This is a genomic window from Secundilactobacillus odoratitofui DSM 19909 = JCM 15043 (assembly GCF_001434895.1).
Taxonomy (GTDB): Bacteria; Bacillota; Bacilli; order Lactobacillales; family Lactobacillaceae; genus Secundilactobacillus; species Secundilactobacillus odoratitofui.
The window spans coordinates 35036-52058 of the sequence record NZ_AZEE01000004.1 but is presented as its reverse complement, the minus strand read 5'-3'; the positions used below and the strand labels follow the sequence as shown (position 1 = coordinate 52058).

The 17023-nt window shown below is 45.2% G+C and carries 10 protein-coding genes and 1 pseudogene; 5 read left to right on the top strand and 6 right to left on the bottom strand.

All coding sequences use genetic code 11. The annotated features are described in order from the left end of the window. The first annotated feature begins 87 nt into the window (after positions 1–87). The gene (locus tag FD04_RS01055; protein ID WP_056946373.1) at positions 88–6822 is read left to right on the top strand and encodes a mucin-binding protein; all 6735 of its coding nucleotides are present in this window, start codon (positions 88–90) and stop codon (positions 6820–6822) included. A 153-nt stretch (positions 6823–6975) separates the two neighbouring features. On the opposite strand, the gene FD04_RS01050 is transcribed toward FD04_RS01055, so the two are convergent. Beyond that, positions 6976–8301: a C1 family peptidase gene (locus tag FD04_RS01050; RefSeq protein ID WP_056946371.1), complete on the bottom strand. Its 1326-nt coding sequence runs from the start codon at positions 8299–8301 to the stop codon at positions 6976–6978. Between the two features lie 69 nt (positions 8302–8370). Beyond that, complete coding sequence (locus FD04_RS01045) at positions 8371–9537, bottom strand: multidrug effflux MFS transporter (protein WP_056946369.1); 1167 nt, start codon at positions 9535–9537, stop codon at positions 8371–8373. A gap of 203 nt (positions 9538–9740) precedes the next feature. On the opposite strand from FD04_RS01045, the gene lepB reads away from it, so the two are divergent. Together lepB and FD04_RS01035 are read left to right on the top strand one after the other, a co-directional pair. After that, the gene (gene lepB / locus FD04_RS01040; protein WP_054702290.1) at positions 9741–10322 is read left to right on the top strand and encodes a signal peptidase I; all 582 of its coding nucleotides are present in this window, start codon (positions 9741–9743) and stop codon (positions 10320–10322) included. 134 nt (positions 10323–10456) lie between these two features. Beyond that, positions 10457–11605 carry a GGDEF domain-containing protein gene (locus tag FD04_RS01035; RefSeq protein WP_054702288.1) on the top strand — a complete coding sequence of 383 codons (1149 nt, stop codon included), beginning with the start codon at positions 10457–10459 and terminating at the stop codon, positions 11603–11605. A gap of 76 nt (positions 11606–11681) precedes the next feature. Here FD04_RS01035 and FD04_RS01030 read toward each other — a convergent pair whose 3' ends face one another. The 4 genes and pseudogenes from FD04_RS01030 to FD04_RS01015 form a co-directional block, all read right to left on the bottom strand. Next, complete coding sequence (locus FD04_RS01030; RefSeq protein ID WP_056946367.1) at positions 11682–11876, bottom strand: hypothetical protein; 195 nt, start codon at positions 11874–11876, stop codon at positions 11682–11684. 272 nt (positions 11877–12148) lie between these two features. Further along, positions 12149–13909 carry a pyruvate oxidase gene (spxB, locus tag FD04_RS01025; protein ID WP_056946364.1) on the bottom strand — a complete coding sequence of 587 codons (1761 nt, stop codon included), beginning with the start codon at positions 13907–13909 and terminating at the stop codon, positions 12149–12151. Positions 13910–14251: 342 nt separating this feature from the next. Next, positions 14252–15006, bottom strand: a pseudogene (locus FD04_RS01020) (acetoin reductase). A gap of 325 nt (positions 15007–15331) precedes the next feature. Then, positions 15332–15694 (bottom strand): iron-sulfur cluster biosynthesis family protein, encoded by a 363-nt coding sequence (locus tag FD04_RS01015; RefSeq protein ID WP_056946403.1) that lies wholly within the window; start codon positions 15692–15694, stop codon positions 15332–15334. Between the two features lie 136 nt (positions 15695–15830). Between FD04_RS01015 and FD04_RS01010 the strand changes: the two genes are divergently transcribed. Together FD04_RS01010 and FD04_RS01005 are read left to right on the top strand one after the other, a co-directional pair. After that, positions 15831–16334, top strand: coding sequence for an acyl-CoA thioesterase (locus tag FD04_RS01010; RefSeq protein ID WP_054702279.1), 504 nt, complete (start codon positions 15831–15833; stop codon positions 16332–16334). 96 nt (positions 16335–16430) lie between these two features. Continuing rightward, on the top strand, positions 16431–16871 hold the full coding sequence (locus FD04_RS01005) for a hypothetical protein (protein WP_054702276.1): 441 nt from the start codon (positions 16431–16433) through the stop codon (positions 16869–16871). Positions 16872–17023 lie beyond the last annotated feature (152 nt).

Genomic DNA, 17023 nt, shown 5'->3' with positions numbered 1-17023 from the left:
TAAGATGGCAGGCTTGCTAATCCTAGATGGAGCTGGGATTAGGTTTCACCTACCTTTTAGCTGACAGATATAGAGGGGGATATTCACATGGTAGGAAAAAATAACCATCAGAAGGTTGCGCAAAACAACCTTTCTACACACTATAAGGCATATAAGGTTGGTAAACACTGGGTGTTTGCTAGTATCGCTAGTTTAACATTTGGCGCTGCAATCTTTTTCAGTGGCAACTTAACCACTTTCGCCGCAACCGATAGCACTGTCACGACCACTCAAGTGGCAAATGACAGCACAAGCAACAGTTCTAGTGCTACCAGTTCAAGCACGACGGCGACTGATACGTCGAACACAGACAGCGCATCGACTGCAACTTCGGATAGTGCTGATTCAGCAACCAGCCAATCAAGTACTGACACTTCAACGAGCAATACGAGCTCTGACAGTAGCAGTCAAGCAGCTAGTCAAAGTCAGGCAAGTTCTGACACGACTACTAACGACACGGCTACAACCGATGCTTCTAAAACTGACGTCGCTAAAACTGCAACCACAAGCACTAGTCAGGCAACTAAAACCACGGCTAGTGAACCAAGCAAAAGCACTTCAAGTAACACTAAAACGGCCGACACCAGTACTGCACAAGCACAATCAACAACCAGTGACAGCAGTACTAATAGTGCACCGACCATTACCAGCAGTTCAACGACACCACAGGCGGCTGCAACAGATGCAACTCAAGCAACTGCAACAACCCCTACGACAACAACGGTCACCACACCAACTGCTGCAACTATTAATACCGTCACTTTGACAGATGCAACAGCGGCCGAATTAGCAGATGCTAAAACGGCGGCTGCAACTCAGTATGCCCTCACAGGCCAAGCTCAAGCAGTTAACGCAACCTTAGCAACGGCTACGAGTGGTAAGATTTCAATTTCGGTGCCAACGACGACGTTGGGTGCAGGGACAAACTCGACTAATTCAACGACAAAATATACTATCACTGTTTCATTCTCTAATATCGTGGCCGGTGATATTGTGACGGTCAATATTCCAACTGACTTAGATACCTTAAAGTATGAACCTAATAACAGTGGCATTACCGACATGGGCTCCAATCAATATGGTACCGAAACAGTTACACAGAACGCTGATGGTACCACTACAGTAACCTATACTTTCACCTCAACACCCGGAACCAATTTTAGTAATGCAATGACGATCAGCCAAGCTGGTAATATTAGTAGTACTGCTGTTTCCGCCGACCAAGCTGGTCAAACCGTTACTCGGGCCATCACAACAACCCTAAATGGTAAGGATGATGCAAGTGTTGCTTTAACGCAGTACTACGAACCATCCGTTACGATTCCAACATCACCAACTCGATTCACACCAAGCACTAGTACGACTCCGGCTGTTAATGCTGACACTGATTACATCTATACTTTTTCAATTAATGATGTGAACAACTATGGAAACAACTATGCCTCAACTCGTGTTGCTTCAAGTTTAAATGCTGGTGGTACAGTAATTACTATTCCAACGCCGGCCTCATTTACCTTAAACAGTAATCTGACGGCCAGTTTGAATGACTTTAACGATGGCACTACTATTACTCAGGCCGGTACTGGCGCAGATATTATCATTACAGTACCAGCAGGTAAGGGTTCAACTGGTTCACTGTTATACCCATATTACTTAGCGGGTTCTTACGATATTACTCAAACCGATACTGCTCAAACTGTAACCGCAGCTAGTGGTGCATCAATCGTCCAAATCAATGCCGCTGGCACTTACACCGCAACTACTTCGGATAACTCCGTTTGGACAGAAACCATTGCCGCCGCTGATACAACAACTACCTCTGCCACTGTAACAGGTACTGGTAACAGTAAAAGTGGATCAGCCATTACACTTGATAGCATCACTTCTGATGACCCAGAATACATTAATCAGGTGGCCTTTACATTAAACTCTGCCTCAAACGTCACTGACGGTGTCATTACCTTGACGATTCCAAGTGGTATTAATGCAACTGGCTTTTACGTGCCAACCACTAGTTCTACGCTAGTCAACAACACCACTGACGTATTGCTCAACTACACCACTGGTACCACCAGTTATGGATACGTAGTTACTTATCTGGATGGTACAACCTCAACTGGCACGGTTGCCGCGGGTGGCAAAATCAACTCACCGGATAATCCATCACCAATTCGGCAAATCGTGCTCACTCCCAATTACATCGCCGCTGGTGCGGGTAAACTCGTCATCAGTACGATAGGTACACTCTCAACAACCTACGATGATGGTACTTCCGTTAAAAATAACGATGAATTGACCTTTAAATCAGAAATTAGTTTCCCAGGTGAAGGTAACGAAACAATTACATCAACTAACGTTCAAACCGTATCAGCTGGTGTAGCAAAAACTGCCCTATACGCATGGAACGCGGATAAAACAACTCCTGGCACGGGGGCAGGTTCTGTAATGTCAATCTCCCAGGGCGATTTTACTCAAACTACCGACTACGTCTATGAACCAATTATTTATTTTGTCCTACCTGCGTCACATGCAATTGCAGCTACTGATCCTGTTACCATTCCAGCAGCCGATCTTGCGGCAGGCGCTCAAATCTCGTATTACACCACTGACACTGGTCAAACTGGCGTTAAGATCGACTACACCGGGACTGGAGAATATGTCAACCTGAATGAACCAACTAATACCTACAAAGTAACGTTAGGAAATATTCTACCTGATGCTGTTAATGGCCAATATAAAGCATCTCTGTACATGACCTCTTTAACCACAGCACTAACAGACAAGGGTGGCCAAGCCAACAAACCTACAGACAAGACCCTGGTTGACGGTGACACCAATGCAATCTATATTGATGCTCAAATGTTTACCGTTTCAACTTCTTCTACCACGACAAACTCTTCGTTTGCACAAGGTAATACAAACAACGATGCTGTTTCTGCAGGTACTTCAGATGTCTCTGGCACCTCACAGATGGACTTTTACACAAATGTCACCAATTCAACTGACGTAACTGATACCAATACGGGTGTCATCGTCAATTTACCAACTGTGGGTGACAGCCAAGGATCCACTTATGATTTTGAATTGACTGGTCCAATTACATTGCCAACTAATTTCACAAATTCAAGTAATAATGGTGCAACCATGTCTGGTACGGTTTACTACAGTACCCAACTGTACGATACCAGCAATTCAACAGCTACTCCTGATTTAAGTAATTACGTTACTGAAGACCAAGTAACTGATTGGAGCACTATTCGTTCCGTTTACATCAGCATCGGTAATTTACCAACTAGTAATTCTACTGGCCGGATCGATATTTCCGGAACGGCTAAAGACTTTGCTGCTCAGGGTAACCACACCGGCTACTTACAAACAGCTTTATATATTAATGGGCTAGCCCCAACCGTTACCAACAAAGCCGCTTCAATTGCTATCACCGGGACCTCAACGGTGAACGTGCAATTCCACTACGTTGATGACAACGGCGATGATCAGTACATCTCATTAGCTGATTTGCAAAAGACCTACAAAGATAACGTTGATACCTTAACAGCGTCAACGTATCCAAGCAGCGCCTCAGGCTTTAGTGCCACCGATACCAACCTAATTCCATCTGGGTACTGGTTAGCCACTAATGCTGATGGGTCACTCAAAGTTTCAATTCTTAACTCAGATCACGGTGACTATGATGGTATGCCGAACGACACCGCTGCATTTGGCAAAACCGTTGCTTATTACTTCGATGGCGATACGATCACTTATGAATTAACTGATGGCAAAGTAGTTGATACCATTGCTTACGTTGATAGCACGGATGGCTCAACCGTCTTGACTCAAAAGGTGAAGGGCACTCCTGGTGATACAACAACCGTTGCTATTACTGCACCGACTAGCTACACTTTGAAATCCGGCACCCCAGCTACCTATGACCTGACCTTCGGCGATACTGATAGTACGTCGCCGGTCTACACGGTTTACCTAGATCACGCCGTTTCAACTGAAGAATACACAATTCCTAACACCGTGAACTATACCGGCTTACCTGCTGGCGTGACACCAACACCGACACCATCATCAACTGGCACTTGGACTAGTTCAACCGTTGATGCCAACGGCAATACCGTTTACTCTGTCTCACAAGATGTGACTTGGACGGCTTCGACCGATGAAGTAACTGGGATCACCACTTACGCAACCGTTCCTGACTACTCAGTTGTTAATACTCCTACCGTAGCCGGTTACACTCCTACAGAAGAGTCAACTTCCTTCAATCTACCGTCATCAACGACGTATCCGGGTAGTCAAACAGCCACGGTAAACTATGTTGCTGATGCCCAGACAGTTGATGTGAAGTTTGTCGACGATGATAATGGTGGTGCACAAGTCGGCGATACCCAAACGCTTTCTGGCGTTACTGGCAGCATCGCTAACTGGCAAGCTAAAGCTCCTACGAACTATGCTTTAGCAAACGGTCAAAGTGCTACTGGTACGCACACGTTTACTGCCAATGACAATGATACAATCACCATTCACTTGGTACACGCACTAACTGCTGGTACAGCTAGTTCAACTTACACAGTGACTTACACTGGCTTACCAGCTGATAAGGCATTAACCGATAATACTCAGACCATGAACTGGACGACAAGTACTGATGACGTCACTGGCATCACCACGTACACACCAGCTTCGACCAGCGAGGCAGCAACGATTCCACCTGTAGCTGGTTACACAGCTGATCCAGACGAGTCCAGCTTCTCATTTGCCACTTCAACCACTGCACCAACACCACAATCGTTAACGGTGAACTATACGGCTAACGATCAGACTATTAAGGTCAACTACGTGGATGATGTCACCGGTGATTCGATTGCCAGTTCTAACACGACTCTGACCGGTACAACAGATCAAACCGGTACTTACACGGTCAAGGTCCCAACGAATTACGAACTGGCGACGGGTCAACCTTCAACCGTCGACTATACCTTCAGCGCTGACGCCGCTCAGAACGTGATTACCGTTCACTTAACACACGCGATTAGCTACAGCACCGTGGATACAACTCAAACGGTCAATTACCAACTGACTGGCACTACAACTGCTTTAGCACCTGCCACGACGCAGACCATTTCATGGAAAGCGGCTACTGACAAAGTGACTAACCAGACTGTCTACACGCCACAGGGTGCCTATGCAGCGACAACTGCAGCTACAGTAGCTGGCTACACGCCAACTACCGCAAGTGTTGCAGCAGTTACACCTGATGCATCAACGAGCGCACCAACTGACACAAGTGCGACGATTTACTACACTGCCGATCCGCAAAGCATCACAATCAACTATGTCGATGCAACTAACAGTGAAAAAGTTAATAACGCCTCAGTTACCCTTCACGGTGCGACTGGTGAATCAGGTAGCATCACCGTCATCGTGCCAGCAGGCTACGTTCTTGCTAAAGGCCAAGCTGCTGACATTGCGTACACCTTTAGCGCCGATGCTGCTAAGAACGTCATCAACGTTCAACTTGCCCATGCTGTTAACCATAGTACGGTTACGACGACTCAAACGGTTAACTACTACCTCAAAGGGACGACCACTGCCTTAGCGCCAGCAACGACCCAATCACTTACTTGGAACGTTTCAACCGATGCAGTTACTGGTGACAGTATCTACACCCCACAAGGTGGTTATAACGCAACCAAAGCTGCCTCTATTACGGGTTACACCCCAACGACTACCAGTGTTGCTGCAGTTAACCCAGATGCTTCAACAACTGCACCAAGTGATACCAGTGCCGCTATCTACTACACGGCCGACGCATTGAGCATTCCAGTTAGCTACGTCGATGATGTTACTGGTAAGACCATTGCCAGTGCTGCTGAAACCTTGACTGGTACGATTGGTGAAACTGGGACCTACACGGTTAAAGTACCAACGGGTTACACGTTGGCAGCTGATCAAGCAAGTTCTGTGGCCTACACGTTTACGGAAGCAGGTTCAGCCATCACGGTCCACTTGACCCACAACATTACACACAGCACTGCAACAACTACCCGGACCATTAATTATCTAGTTGCTGGCACTCAAACTAGTTTGAAACCGGCAACTGTCCAGACGATTACTTGGAACGTTTCTACGGATGATGTTACTGGTGAAACGGTTGCAACTCCTCAAGATGGTTATGCTGCAGTTACCGCACCAACTATCACTGGCTACACCACAACTAGCACCGGTATTGCAGCCGCTAACCCAGCACCAACAAGTGCTGATCAATTAGCTAATAGTACTGCTACCATCGAGTACACAGTTGTATCAACTGATAATGGCGGTGGTAATAACGGTAACAGTGGTACTACTACCGGTGACAATACCACGGGCGGTACTACTGGTGAAACCAGTGGTGATTCAACCACCGGTGGCACGTCGACGTCAACTTCTGGCGATAACACCACGGGGTCAACGGGCACCACAACGACTACCCCTAAACCTGGTGAGACAACTACGACTGAACCTGGTACAACAGTTGCACCAGAAACAACCAGTACTGAAACGGATGGCACTCGTGTAAATGCACAAACCACCACCACCTCATCAGAGGCTAAAGCCGTCGCTGCAACAACTCGGATGGCCAAATACCATACTGATGCCAATACCTCGAAGGCTAAATTGCCACAAACTAATGATGCTAATGAGAACTCAATGGCCGTTATGGGCTTGAGTCTCCTAAGCGCTTTAGGTATTCTAGGTTTGGCAAAACGTCGTCGTAAAGGTGACGAATAGTCAAAAGGGTATTGAATTACATTTTGATTAGTACGTAATTTTATATCTGAATCTACAAAAAGAAGGTCAATTCATTCGTGAATTGACCTTCTTTTTAGATTGCTTGGTGCTGGTATGCTTCTAAAATCGTAATCTCTCGCTACTTCGGGCCATCTACATCAACGGATCCCAAGGTGCCAATTCAACTGGCTGATGGGCCAAAATAGCGCGCTGATCATCCGTGAGGTACTTTTTGTGAACGACTACTTCGTATACAAACTGGTCCATCCAGTCGTCACTCATCACGAAGTACCCTTTTTCACCGTTCTTTTCACCCCAGGAATTTTCAACCTTCCAGCGATTTGGTTGCCCGTTCACCAGGTTAACGCCCGTTAACGTCATCGCATGCGTCACTTCAGCTTCGTGGTAGGCAAACCGTTGCGCCTTGCTCATCTCTAAGTCGATACCAAATAACGCTGCTCGCCGGTATAACTTAGCATCTAAAAAGCCCTGTTCGCGACTCATCTGCTGCAACACGTCGTTACCAAACCAGACCGTCTCGCCATCTTGTAGTTGCGCAATCGCCGTTTGTTTCAGAACCGGCATCTCGACGTTTAAAAACTGAATCTGCTTGCCACCCACGATGTTTTCTTGGCTTGCCAGGCGATAAAGCTCATTCAGAGGCTTATCTGGTGAGTTCGTCACCACCACGTAATCATCTAAATCAACTGAAAAGGCATCCTTAAAGAAATCCTGTGGTGTAACATCCGCTTGATAGTGCAACTTCTTATCATTATCACGGTATTCCAAGTCAAACGTTGCCGGTGGCTCACCGAATGAATATGCCGCCATCCGATAAACTTCCCCGACCATTTCACGCTGCTTGGCCGTTAACGTCTCTTCATCCGCACCCTGAGCCACTAAATCCCGCAAAATTACGGCATCGTGACGCATTTTACGTGCCAAGGTCGACGCAAACGCACTGGTATGGTCGTTGTTATAAGTTTCAGGCATGGCGTATGCTGGCATCACACCGTACTTTTGAACTAATGCGGCTGCCATTGGCCACTGACCACCATCTCCGCCAGCCATTTTCAAATAAAAGGCGACTTCTCGGTCATTGGGACCCTTATCCGCTGTTTCGATAATGTGCTGATAAAACATGTTGGCGCGCTCAACCTTATCCCAGAAGAACAGGTAATTTTGAGACAGTTCAAAATTTTTAACGTGGTGGGTCTGCTCAAACTGGTGCCGTAGTGTGTTCAGCAGAGAAAATTCCCAACAACGACCACTTTGCTTTTGGTTTGTGACCTGATCAGTGGGTAATTCGACCGAAAACTCGCGGTGTAATCGCACCTTAGCGGCCGGATCAGTTGCCGCTGCATCAACACCATTTGTCATGACGGCCCGACTGATGACGTCGGCTTCAGGCCGCTTGGCTAACGCTTCATGATAGGTTTCAAAATCCGTTCGTGTCAGTTTTAAAGGTTTATTTGTCATATGCTACCTCCTGTTGATTTGCATAGCTAAAGCTTATGCTACCAACTCGGCTTTCGCAAGGATTACCTACTACTTGGTACGAGAAAGCCCTAGCGCAGATAACCCATAAATTAAAACTAAGCCAGCCATTGGCGCATAACTTGCAGTACCAAACAGCCCAACGAGTGGTGACGATATGCCGCCAAATGCATTTTGTGATAGCCCAACTAAGGCAGAGGCACTACCAGCGTTTTTGGCCGTTTGATTCATAATGATTGACGTCGTCAACGTTAACAACATGCCGATGCAAAGCACCAACAACCATAATAGGGTTGCAACGACAAGCAATGAGAAGTGTGTCAGTGAACCTGCCAACAACGCTAAACTATCAATAATGACGAGCATTAAGCCCACTCGTAATTGCTTTTTTTCTGGTACATTATTTAAGCGACTCGGTAACCCGCTGCCAATCACGATGCCTAATCCGTTAAGTGCATAGATGAGGCTGAATGATTGGGCTGACAAATGGAACAATTGCTGATAGATAAACGTTGAAGCCGAGATATAGCTAAACAATGATCCGTAAACGACACCTGTAATGGCGATATTGCGCGTAAAGCCCGGCACTTTCATGAGGTCACCAAACGACTTAAACGTACTAAAAATGGGCCCCGTTAATCGATCCTTGGTTGCGAGCGTTTCTGGAATACCGACGATAATCAAGCCCACTAGAAGCACACCGATAATACCTAGTAACACGAAGACCCCTTGCCAAGGGACAAACTTGATCATGTAACCACCAATAATCGGTGCTAAGATGGGAAATAAGCCGTTAACGGCGTTTAAAACGGCATAAAAGTTCGTCAGTGCGTGGCCGCTAAATAAATCCCGCGCGACCGCTCGTGACAGTACCTGACCGCTGGCACCCGCCAAACCCTGAATAAAGCGTAGTATGATCAACATGACGATTGAATGCGTCAGCGCAATCAAAAATGAGGCAATGCCGAAAGCCAAAAAACCGATCATCAACGGTTTCTTACGACCGTAGTGATCACTCAACGGCCCTGCAATCAACTGACCAAACGCTAAACCCAATAAGCAGGCCGTTAAGCTCAGTTGAATTGCGGAAGCGTTGGTTTGAAATTGCCGCATCATTTGCGGTAACGCTGGTAAATAAAGGTCAATAGATAATGGCCCAGTAGCACTTAAAGTACCCAAAATTAGAATGAAGCGGAGGCGATGATGTGTTTCAGACATTATTGTCGTCCTTTCTAAGCTAAGTTTGCTTTCATCATACGGGAATTTTCTGAAAAACTACCGAAAGTTATTTAACACGCCGATAACAATTACACTAAATCCGTGTGAATTGTTGCTACCGGTGGATTAAAGAGAGTATGATAAGGTGTATTTTAATTAGATTAAAAACCTCAACGTGACGTTGAGGGAAGGGAAATATCAATATGAAATTCGTTAAAGAAATCATACTCCCCGTCGTCATTGGTTTGATTTTGGCGTTCCTGCTCAAGAGTTTCGTCCTCTCGCCTGTTCGGGTGGACGGCCCTTCAATGGAACCCAACCTTACTAATAATGAACGGATTTGGATGTTTAAGCAAGCAAAAGTCAAACACCTAAGTGTCATCGTGTTTGACGCTCATGGTGAAGACCCCGAAGCACCAGCCGGCACTGACTACGTTAAGCGAGTCATTGGTCTGCCAGGTGATACCGTATCCTTCATCAACAACAAGCTCTACGTTAACGATAAAGTCGTTAACCAAAGCTTCATCAGTAATAGTGAGGCTACTGCTGGGACGGGGTCACACAACTGGACGCTTCAGACACTGGCTAAGCAGTATGGCTGGGGAAATCACGTCACCGTCGTACCTAAGGGTGAGTACTTCGTCTTAGGTGACCACCGTAGCGTCTCAAACGACAGTCGCTACTGGGGCTTTGTAAAGAAGAGTAAAATTGCTGGGGTCGTTAAGGTGCCAATGTGGACTGGTACGAAAACTCAGCGCGCTAACGTCAATAGCTTGGGTTACTAATCAGCAACTTTAAATCGGTAACGGCAGCCTAACTTGTAAGGTTGCTGTTACCGATTTTAACAAAGCTAGGTCAAATGATAATCATCCCGGTCATCATTTGACTGTGTACATATACTTTTTAATGGAGGAAAATGATGCCCTTCACCGAAATTTTTACCTCATTTACCTTATCACTCATCACTAATTTTATCGTCATGGTTGGCGCAACTTCATTTTTCTATTGGCTCAATGCCAGCACAGCGACACCATTTGTGTTCGCGCATCGCCGACTGCTCACGCTCATAACTGGTTTTGGCTTTATGGCCTTCTTATTTGCTCAGATGCTCAATCATGCCTACTACACTCACCTTCAGACCGGCTACCACTGGACTTACCTCAACATGATGATCTTAACCATCTACTTGCTTAATCTACAACTTGGCCTACGCTGGCAGGCAATTGTGGATGCGGGGTTAATCGTTGTTTACTATTTGACGTTTGGCGCGCCACTGACCATCCTTGGTGGGATTGCCACTCTGATTGCCTGTGTAACACTTTATATCACGCAGGCAAACGCTACTCGGTTAATCCACAATCGCCTGTTAAAGTATACTGTCTTTGCAATCTTTGCAGCCGCTATCCTGACGATGGTCGCCCAAATGCACCTAACCACTGACAACTGGTTTTGGTTCCGTCAACTGATTGCGTTAAGTATCATGGCCGTTCTCTGCCTAGAATTTGATCAATTGATGCGTTTAACCAGACAGCGAACGGATGAAATTCATGAATTAGCCAGTATTGACGAACTTACCGGCGTTCATAATTTTGGGACCTTCAATAAAGAATTAGACAAACGCTTTGCCGAATTTCAACAAAATGGCGTTCCATACTCCGTGTTCGAAGGTGACCTTGATCACTTTAAACAGATCAACGACACCTATGGTCATCCAAGCGGTAACATCGTGTTAAAACAACTGGCCTTAGAACTGGACGCTTTCGCCGATACCTTACCTTTTCCCGCAACGGCTTACCGTTTGGGCGGTGAAGAGTTTGCGATTATTGCGCAAACGCCGCTTAATCACGCCCAAGCAATGCAAATTGGCGAACGCTTCTTAACGCTTTTAAAACTGGTACGGTTTCCAAAGGCTGATCCGAACCTCACCATCACCTGCTCCATTGGTCAAGCCCACGTTAGCGCTGGTGATTACAGTGCTAACGACGTTTATAAAAAGGCTGACCGAAACCTCTACGCCGCCAAACAAAACGGCCGCAATTGTGTCCGTGCACAGGCCGATAATGAATAATGCGTCTGATTAAACTAAAAATCGCCCGCATGTCTGATTGTTAATTTCAATCAGACATGCGGGCGATTTTTTGTGCTTATTGTTCAAGGTTACGTTGCTGTTCTTTTTTAATGTGATCAGACACCTGCTGAACTTGGCGTCTTTGACGGTCCATATTCTTCTGCTTCGATTTAATATAATTCGTAAAGAACTCCCCATAGTCCAGTTCATGATCATGCAGGTTGCTTCCCGCAATGTAATGGTGTTGTTCCCCACTAAACCACTTTGCCATCTCAGATCCTCCTCCGGTTAAGTCTTTACTCGTATCATACCAGATTCGCACCTTTTTTTAACCCAATTTCACCATTTGTAACAGAAAACTTTGATATGCAGATAAGAAATATATCTAATACTGGTAAATGTGGTCTCTTGTTGCGCGTAACTGTGACGTTTGAATTTCATCCGTATTATTCCAATCATCAAAAAAACGCGCCAACTCACCCAAATCTGGTCAGTTAGCGCGTTCAGATATTTTTAAATGCCGCGATTAAAAATCAAATTTAATTACTGCTCATCACCCTGTGCCCGTAAAAGTTCACCAAGTGATGGCTGTGTCTTTGGATCGATATGATACTTTTCGGCGTAGGCTTTAACCGTATCAGCACCATACAATTTTTCATCTAATGGCATGAAGGCCGTTGCAATTGGATCGTCTGGCTTAATGTACGCGTTGATCACGATTGGCTTCTTGTTGCCGTTAGCCTGCAACTCTTTGACCTTGGCGAACACGTCGTCAAGATCTGCTTGATTGCGAACCGTAAAGCCGATACCACCCAAACCTTCAGCAACCTTCGCCCAGTCAGCATCCGTCAAATCAACACCATAGAAGTGCTGCTTAGTTTCAGCTTGTTCGTAGTAGATAAACCCAAACCGACTGTTTGAGAAGACCACGTTGATGACTGGTAGTTCGTAACGGGCTTCCGTAATGATATCCGGTGCAACCATGGCAAAGCCACCATCACCAGAGAGTGACCAAGCTTGCGCATCTGGCACACTAAGCGCACCAGCCAGACCACCAGGAAGGCCAAAGCCCATCGTGGCAAATAAGCCAGAAATAGCAAATCGTTGATTCTGATTCATTGGTAAGCCACGAACACCCCATTCAGAAACGTTCCCAGTATCAACGGCGTAGGTATCATTAGGACCAGCCAACTCAGCAATCTTCTTGGTCACTGCTTCCGCATTTAGACCATCCTTGGTATCATTCGCCTGTTCGTCAAGCCACTTGTCCCAGTTTGCCTTGTTAGTTTGATTAGTCTTTAGCCAAGTATCAGCAGGCCGACTTTCACCGGTTGCAATCATATCCGTCAAGTAAGCTTTGGCATCAGCAATCACTGCGTAATCAACATCAACTGTTTTACCGATATCAAACGGATTGGTGTTAACTTGAATAATCTTCAAGTCCTTTGGCCAGAAGTTTGCAAATGGAAATTCTGAGGCTAAGAAGATGATTAAATCAGCATGCTGAAGCGCCTCAAACCCCGATTTGGTGCCTAATCGGCCAAACGTCCCGATGAAGTTTGGATGATCAGTTGAAATCACGCCGGTTGCCGGTACCGTATTCATAACTGGGATGTTGAATTGTTCTGAGAACTTAGTCAGCTCTTGACGTGCACCCAACAATCCACGACCAGCGTAAATCAATGGATGTTTAGCTGCTTTAATCATTTCGAGGCTGTCTTTAATGGCTTTAGGATCAACCGTTTGTTTGAAGTTATCCGCAACTACTTTTGGTGTCTTAGCAGGCACGTAATCAATTTCTTGAGTTGTCAGATCTTCGGGCAGAACAACCACCGCAACGCCACTTTGACGATAAGCTTCACGAATCGCTTCGTTAATGACGTATGGAATCTGTTCCGCAGTTGTGACGGTTCGGTTATAAACCGCTACATCAGCGAACATTGGGGTTTCGTCCATTTCCTGGAAGAAGTTGGTGTTCATAACGGGTTGACCAACTTGACCGACGATTGCGAGCACGGGTACATGATCCATCTTGGCATCATATAAGCCGTTAAAGAGGTGAGTGGCCCCAGGACCGGCTGAACCAAAGGCTACCCCAATTTTACCGGTAAACTTTGCGTCAGCTGAAGCTGCAATCGCACCAACTTCTTCATGACGGACTTGAATGTACTTCATCTTGTCCTGTTCAAGATACAACCCTTCTACAGTGTGGTTAATTGAACCGCCTGGAATACCGTAGATGTGGTCAACGTCCCACTCTTCCAAAACTTTAACTAATGCTTGTCCTGCCATCATTTTTGTCATTTTAATCGCGCTCCTCATCAGTTTGTTGCTGGGTTGAGACTCAATTAGGTTTATCTCAATCACTTAACGATGACTAGTATAGCGCGCTCAAATTCAAAGTCACGAATTTGCACTTACTTTTTGTAAGTTAATTTGTTCACGTTTTTGTTCCACGTGAAACAACGTTATGTTGTGCTTTTCTGATAGATTTTGCGCATGATAACTAAGCATAAAAATCACGGTCCGAATTTACGCAGTGGTAACACGACTTAAAAAGCCTCCAAGTTATTAGCAAATAACACCTCATCGATGTCACCGCTAAAAGCTTGGAGACTCACTTTCAATCATTCAATTAAGATACTTTTATGCGAAGTTGATACCACCATCAACCATAATTGATTGGCCAGTGATGTAATCGGACTTCTTATCTGCTAAGAAGGATACAAGGTTGGCAACATCGGCTGGTTGTTCGCCACGACCCAGTGCAATTCCATCGATATACTTTTGCAAGGTATCACCTAGCGGAACGTTGTAAATTTTAGCCATTTCGGCGTCAATTTGATCCCACATTGGCGTGAGCACGATCCCTGGGCAGTAAGCATTGACCGTAATCTTATCCTTGGCTAATTCCTTAGCAGCGGCTTGCGTCAAACCCCGAACAGCGAACTTGGTTGCTGAGTAGATGCCCAGTAATTCAAAGCCTTCGTGGCCGGCAATTGAACAAGCGTTGATAATCTTACCACCGTTACCCTGCTTCTTAAATTGCTTGGCTGCAGCTTGAATGCCGAAAATATCGCCCTTGATATTAACATTCATAATTTGATCAACGTCTTTTTCTTCAGCATCGATCACGGCGCCGATTTTAGCGATCCCTGCGTTGTTAACCATGACATCTAATTGACCATAGTCTGCAACAACTGCATCTACTAAATCAAAAACGCTTTGCTTATCAGCAACGTCGACAAAGTAGCCCTTCGCACCGTTACCAATTTCAGCAGCCACCTTCTCGGCATTTTCTTGCTTCAAATCAGCTACAGCAACAGTTAAACCGTCAGCTGTTTAGCAATGCCTTCACCAATACCTTGTCCCCCACCAGTTACAATTGCAATTCTAGTCATCGCGTTTCCTCCTCAAAATTAAATCATAAATGATGTATCCGCTTACACGCTTACATTAAACCATTTTCATACCACTTTCACAAGGCTTGTGAATGATTTGATACAAAAATAATATTATGTATAGTGTGGAGCATACCAATTATATTGACTATTCTTAGTATACACTCGGTCAAAGGCACGTCATCATTTCACTAATTTCAGTCATTATTTCACAATTGTTACATCATAAAATAACTCATTATGTAACGCGCGTTTTCAGAAAATTACAATAAAAAAGCACCGTTATCCGCTTTAGAATAACGATGCTTTCAGAATTCATTTCATTTTAAACGGTTTTCCGCTCGTCCACGATCTCAACGTTTTGGTCAATTTCTTCACTATCATCCGAAAGTACGAGCGTCTGATACTTTGGTTGTAGCTTTAACTTCATTTGGTCACTCAAGAATTTACCTGAGTAGGCTTTGATATACACCGGCTCGAAATTCGTCTCAACGACTTCGTCATAGTCTTTATAGGGTTGATCGTCGTTGATCAAAACTAACTGAAATGAAACTTGTAACGCCACTAAACCGTGATGTGAGTATGGTCCAACGCCATCATCATAACTTAATAGCAGTCTTGTATGCTCATTCAAGTGTGGCTTAATTTTCGCAATTGCTTCAGGTGAAATCGTTAAATAGCGGGTCATAGTCATCGCTTCTTCCTTAGTTTTGGCTTCATTATGAAAGATACCACTGTAAAATACAATTAATAAGATTCTGGCTGGAAAATGAAATCGCCTCCAAAACTATGCTAAAATAGATGAAAACACTGGAGGTTACAGCATGAGCAGACGTCAATTAACTTGCCAAGATACCCTTTCAATTACCAATCACCGTGTCTTTAGTTCCGACTTAAACGAACATGATACCGTTTTTGGTGGCCAGATTTTATACATGGTCGACAATACCAGTTCAATTGCGGCCTCACGTGCCGTGCGTCAAGTTCAAGTTACCGCAACAATGGATCACATGAACTTCATCGCCCCCTTCGTGATGCAAGACGCTATGGTGATTGAATCTTACGTGACGGGTACGAGTAACCGGTCTCTGGAAGTATTTGTTAAAGGGTTGGGCGAGCATCTGTTGACTGGCGAACGCTTCGTTGGTTTCACTTGCTTTGTCACCTTCGTCGTAATGGCTAACCCAGCCAACCCCGAACTACCAATTATCGTGCCTGAATCAGATGAGGAAAAATTTATCTGTGCGGGTTACCAAGACCGCTTGGTTGAACGCAAACAGGACCGGGCTTACCAAAAAGATCTATTCAGCCACTTGAATTTAAACTAACCACTACCAAAAAATGGTGCCAAGTCGTGGATTTCCCGACAAATGGCACCATTTTTTGATTGCGGTATAATAAAGTTAATTGAGGAGGTGGTCTAAATGTCAGATGAAACACGCGCAGCCAAAATTACCCAAAACACCGGCTATCAGTTAGCTGACGTTTCTAACCATGCGGCCGACCACTATACTTACCACCTCCAATCTACCAAAATAACAACCCCTTTAGTCCAACCTCAAACGCGAACTCGAACCCAACATGCCGAACATAAGTGGGGTTGGTTGAGCACGATTGGCACCATCTACTTAGTTTATAAAGTGGGTTACTGGCTGTGGCCATACATTGGTAACTGGGTACTCTTTTTACTCTACCTTGGTGGCATGCTGCTGCTCCCAATCTTGGTAATTGGCTTTGGTCTCTGGTTAGATTCACTCGGTTCCTCAACCAGTAGTAGCTATGATCCTTACGACGATGCCTATGACCAAGGATGGGTCGATTCCTGGGCGATGCGTGACCATGACGATTCCAATGGCCCCTACTAACTGACTCATTAAACTTCAAAACAACAAGCGGCCAAACTCCAATCCCGGAATTTGGCCGCTTAATTATTTCTAAATGAAAAATTACTTTCGGTGAATGCTAACTGTTCTCTAGTCTAAACGTGAGTTAAACTTCAGGCCCCGGCCGTATAAGT

Coding starts and splice junctions, on each gene's coding strand:
- FD04_RS01045 (WP_056946369.1), bottom strand. CDS start 9,537: ATGTCTGAAACACATCATCGCCTCCGCTTCATTCTAATTTTGGGTACT.
- FD04_RS01005 (WP_054702276.1), top strand. CDS start 16,431: ATGTCAGATGAAACACGCGCAGCCAAAATTACCCAAAACACCGGCTAT.
- FD04_RS01015 (WP_056946403.1), bottom strand. CDS start 15,694: ATGACCCGCTATTTAACGATTTCACCTGAAGCAATTGCGAAAATTAAG.
- FD04_RS01050 (WP_056946371.1), bottom strand. CDS start 8,301: ATGACAAATAAACCTTTAAAACTGACACGAACGGATTTTGAAACCTAT.
- FD04_RS01035 (WP_054702288.1), top strand. CDS start 10,457: ATGCCCTTCACCGAAATTTTTACCTCATTTACCTTATCACTCATCACT.
- lepB (WP_054702290.1), top strand. CDS start 9,741: ATGAAATTCGTTAAAGAAATCATACTCCCCGTCGTCATTGGTTTGATT.
- FD04_RS01030 (WP_056946367.1), bottom strand. CDS start 11,876: ATGGCAAAGTGGTTTAGTGGGGAACAACACCATTACATTGCGGGAAGC.
- FD04_RS01010 (WP_054702279.1), top strand. CDS start 15,831: ATGAGCAGACGTCAATTAACTTGCCAAGATACCCTTTCAATTACCAAT.
- spxB (WP_056946364.1), bottom strand. CDS start 13,909: ATGACAAAAATGATGGCAGGACAAGCATTAGTTAAAGTTTTGGAAGAG.
- FD04_RS01055 (WP_056946373.1), top strand. CDS start 88: ATGGTAGGAAAAAATAACCATCAGAAGGTTGCGCAAAACAACCTTTCT.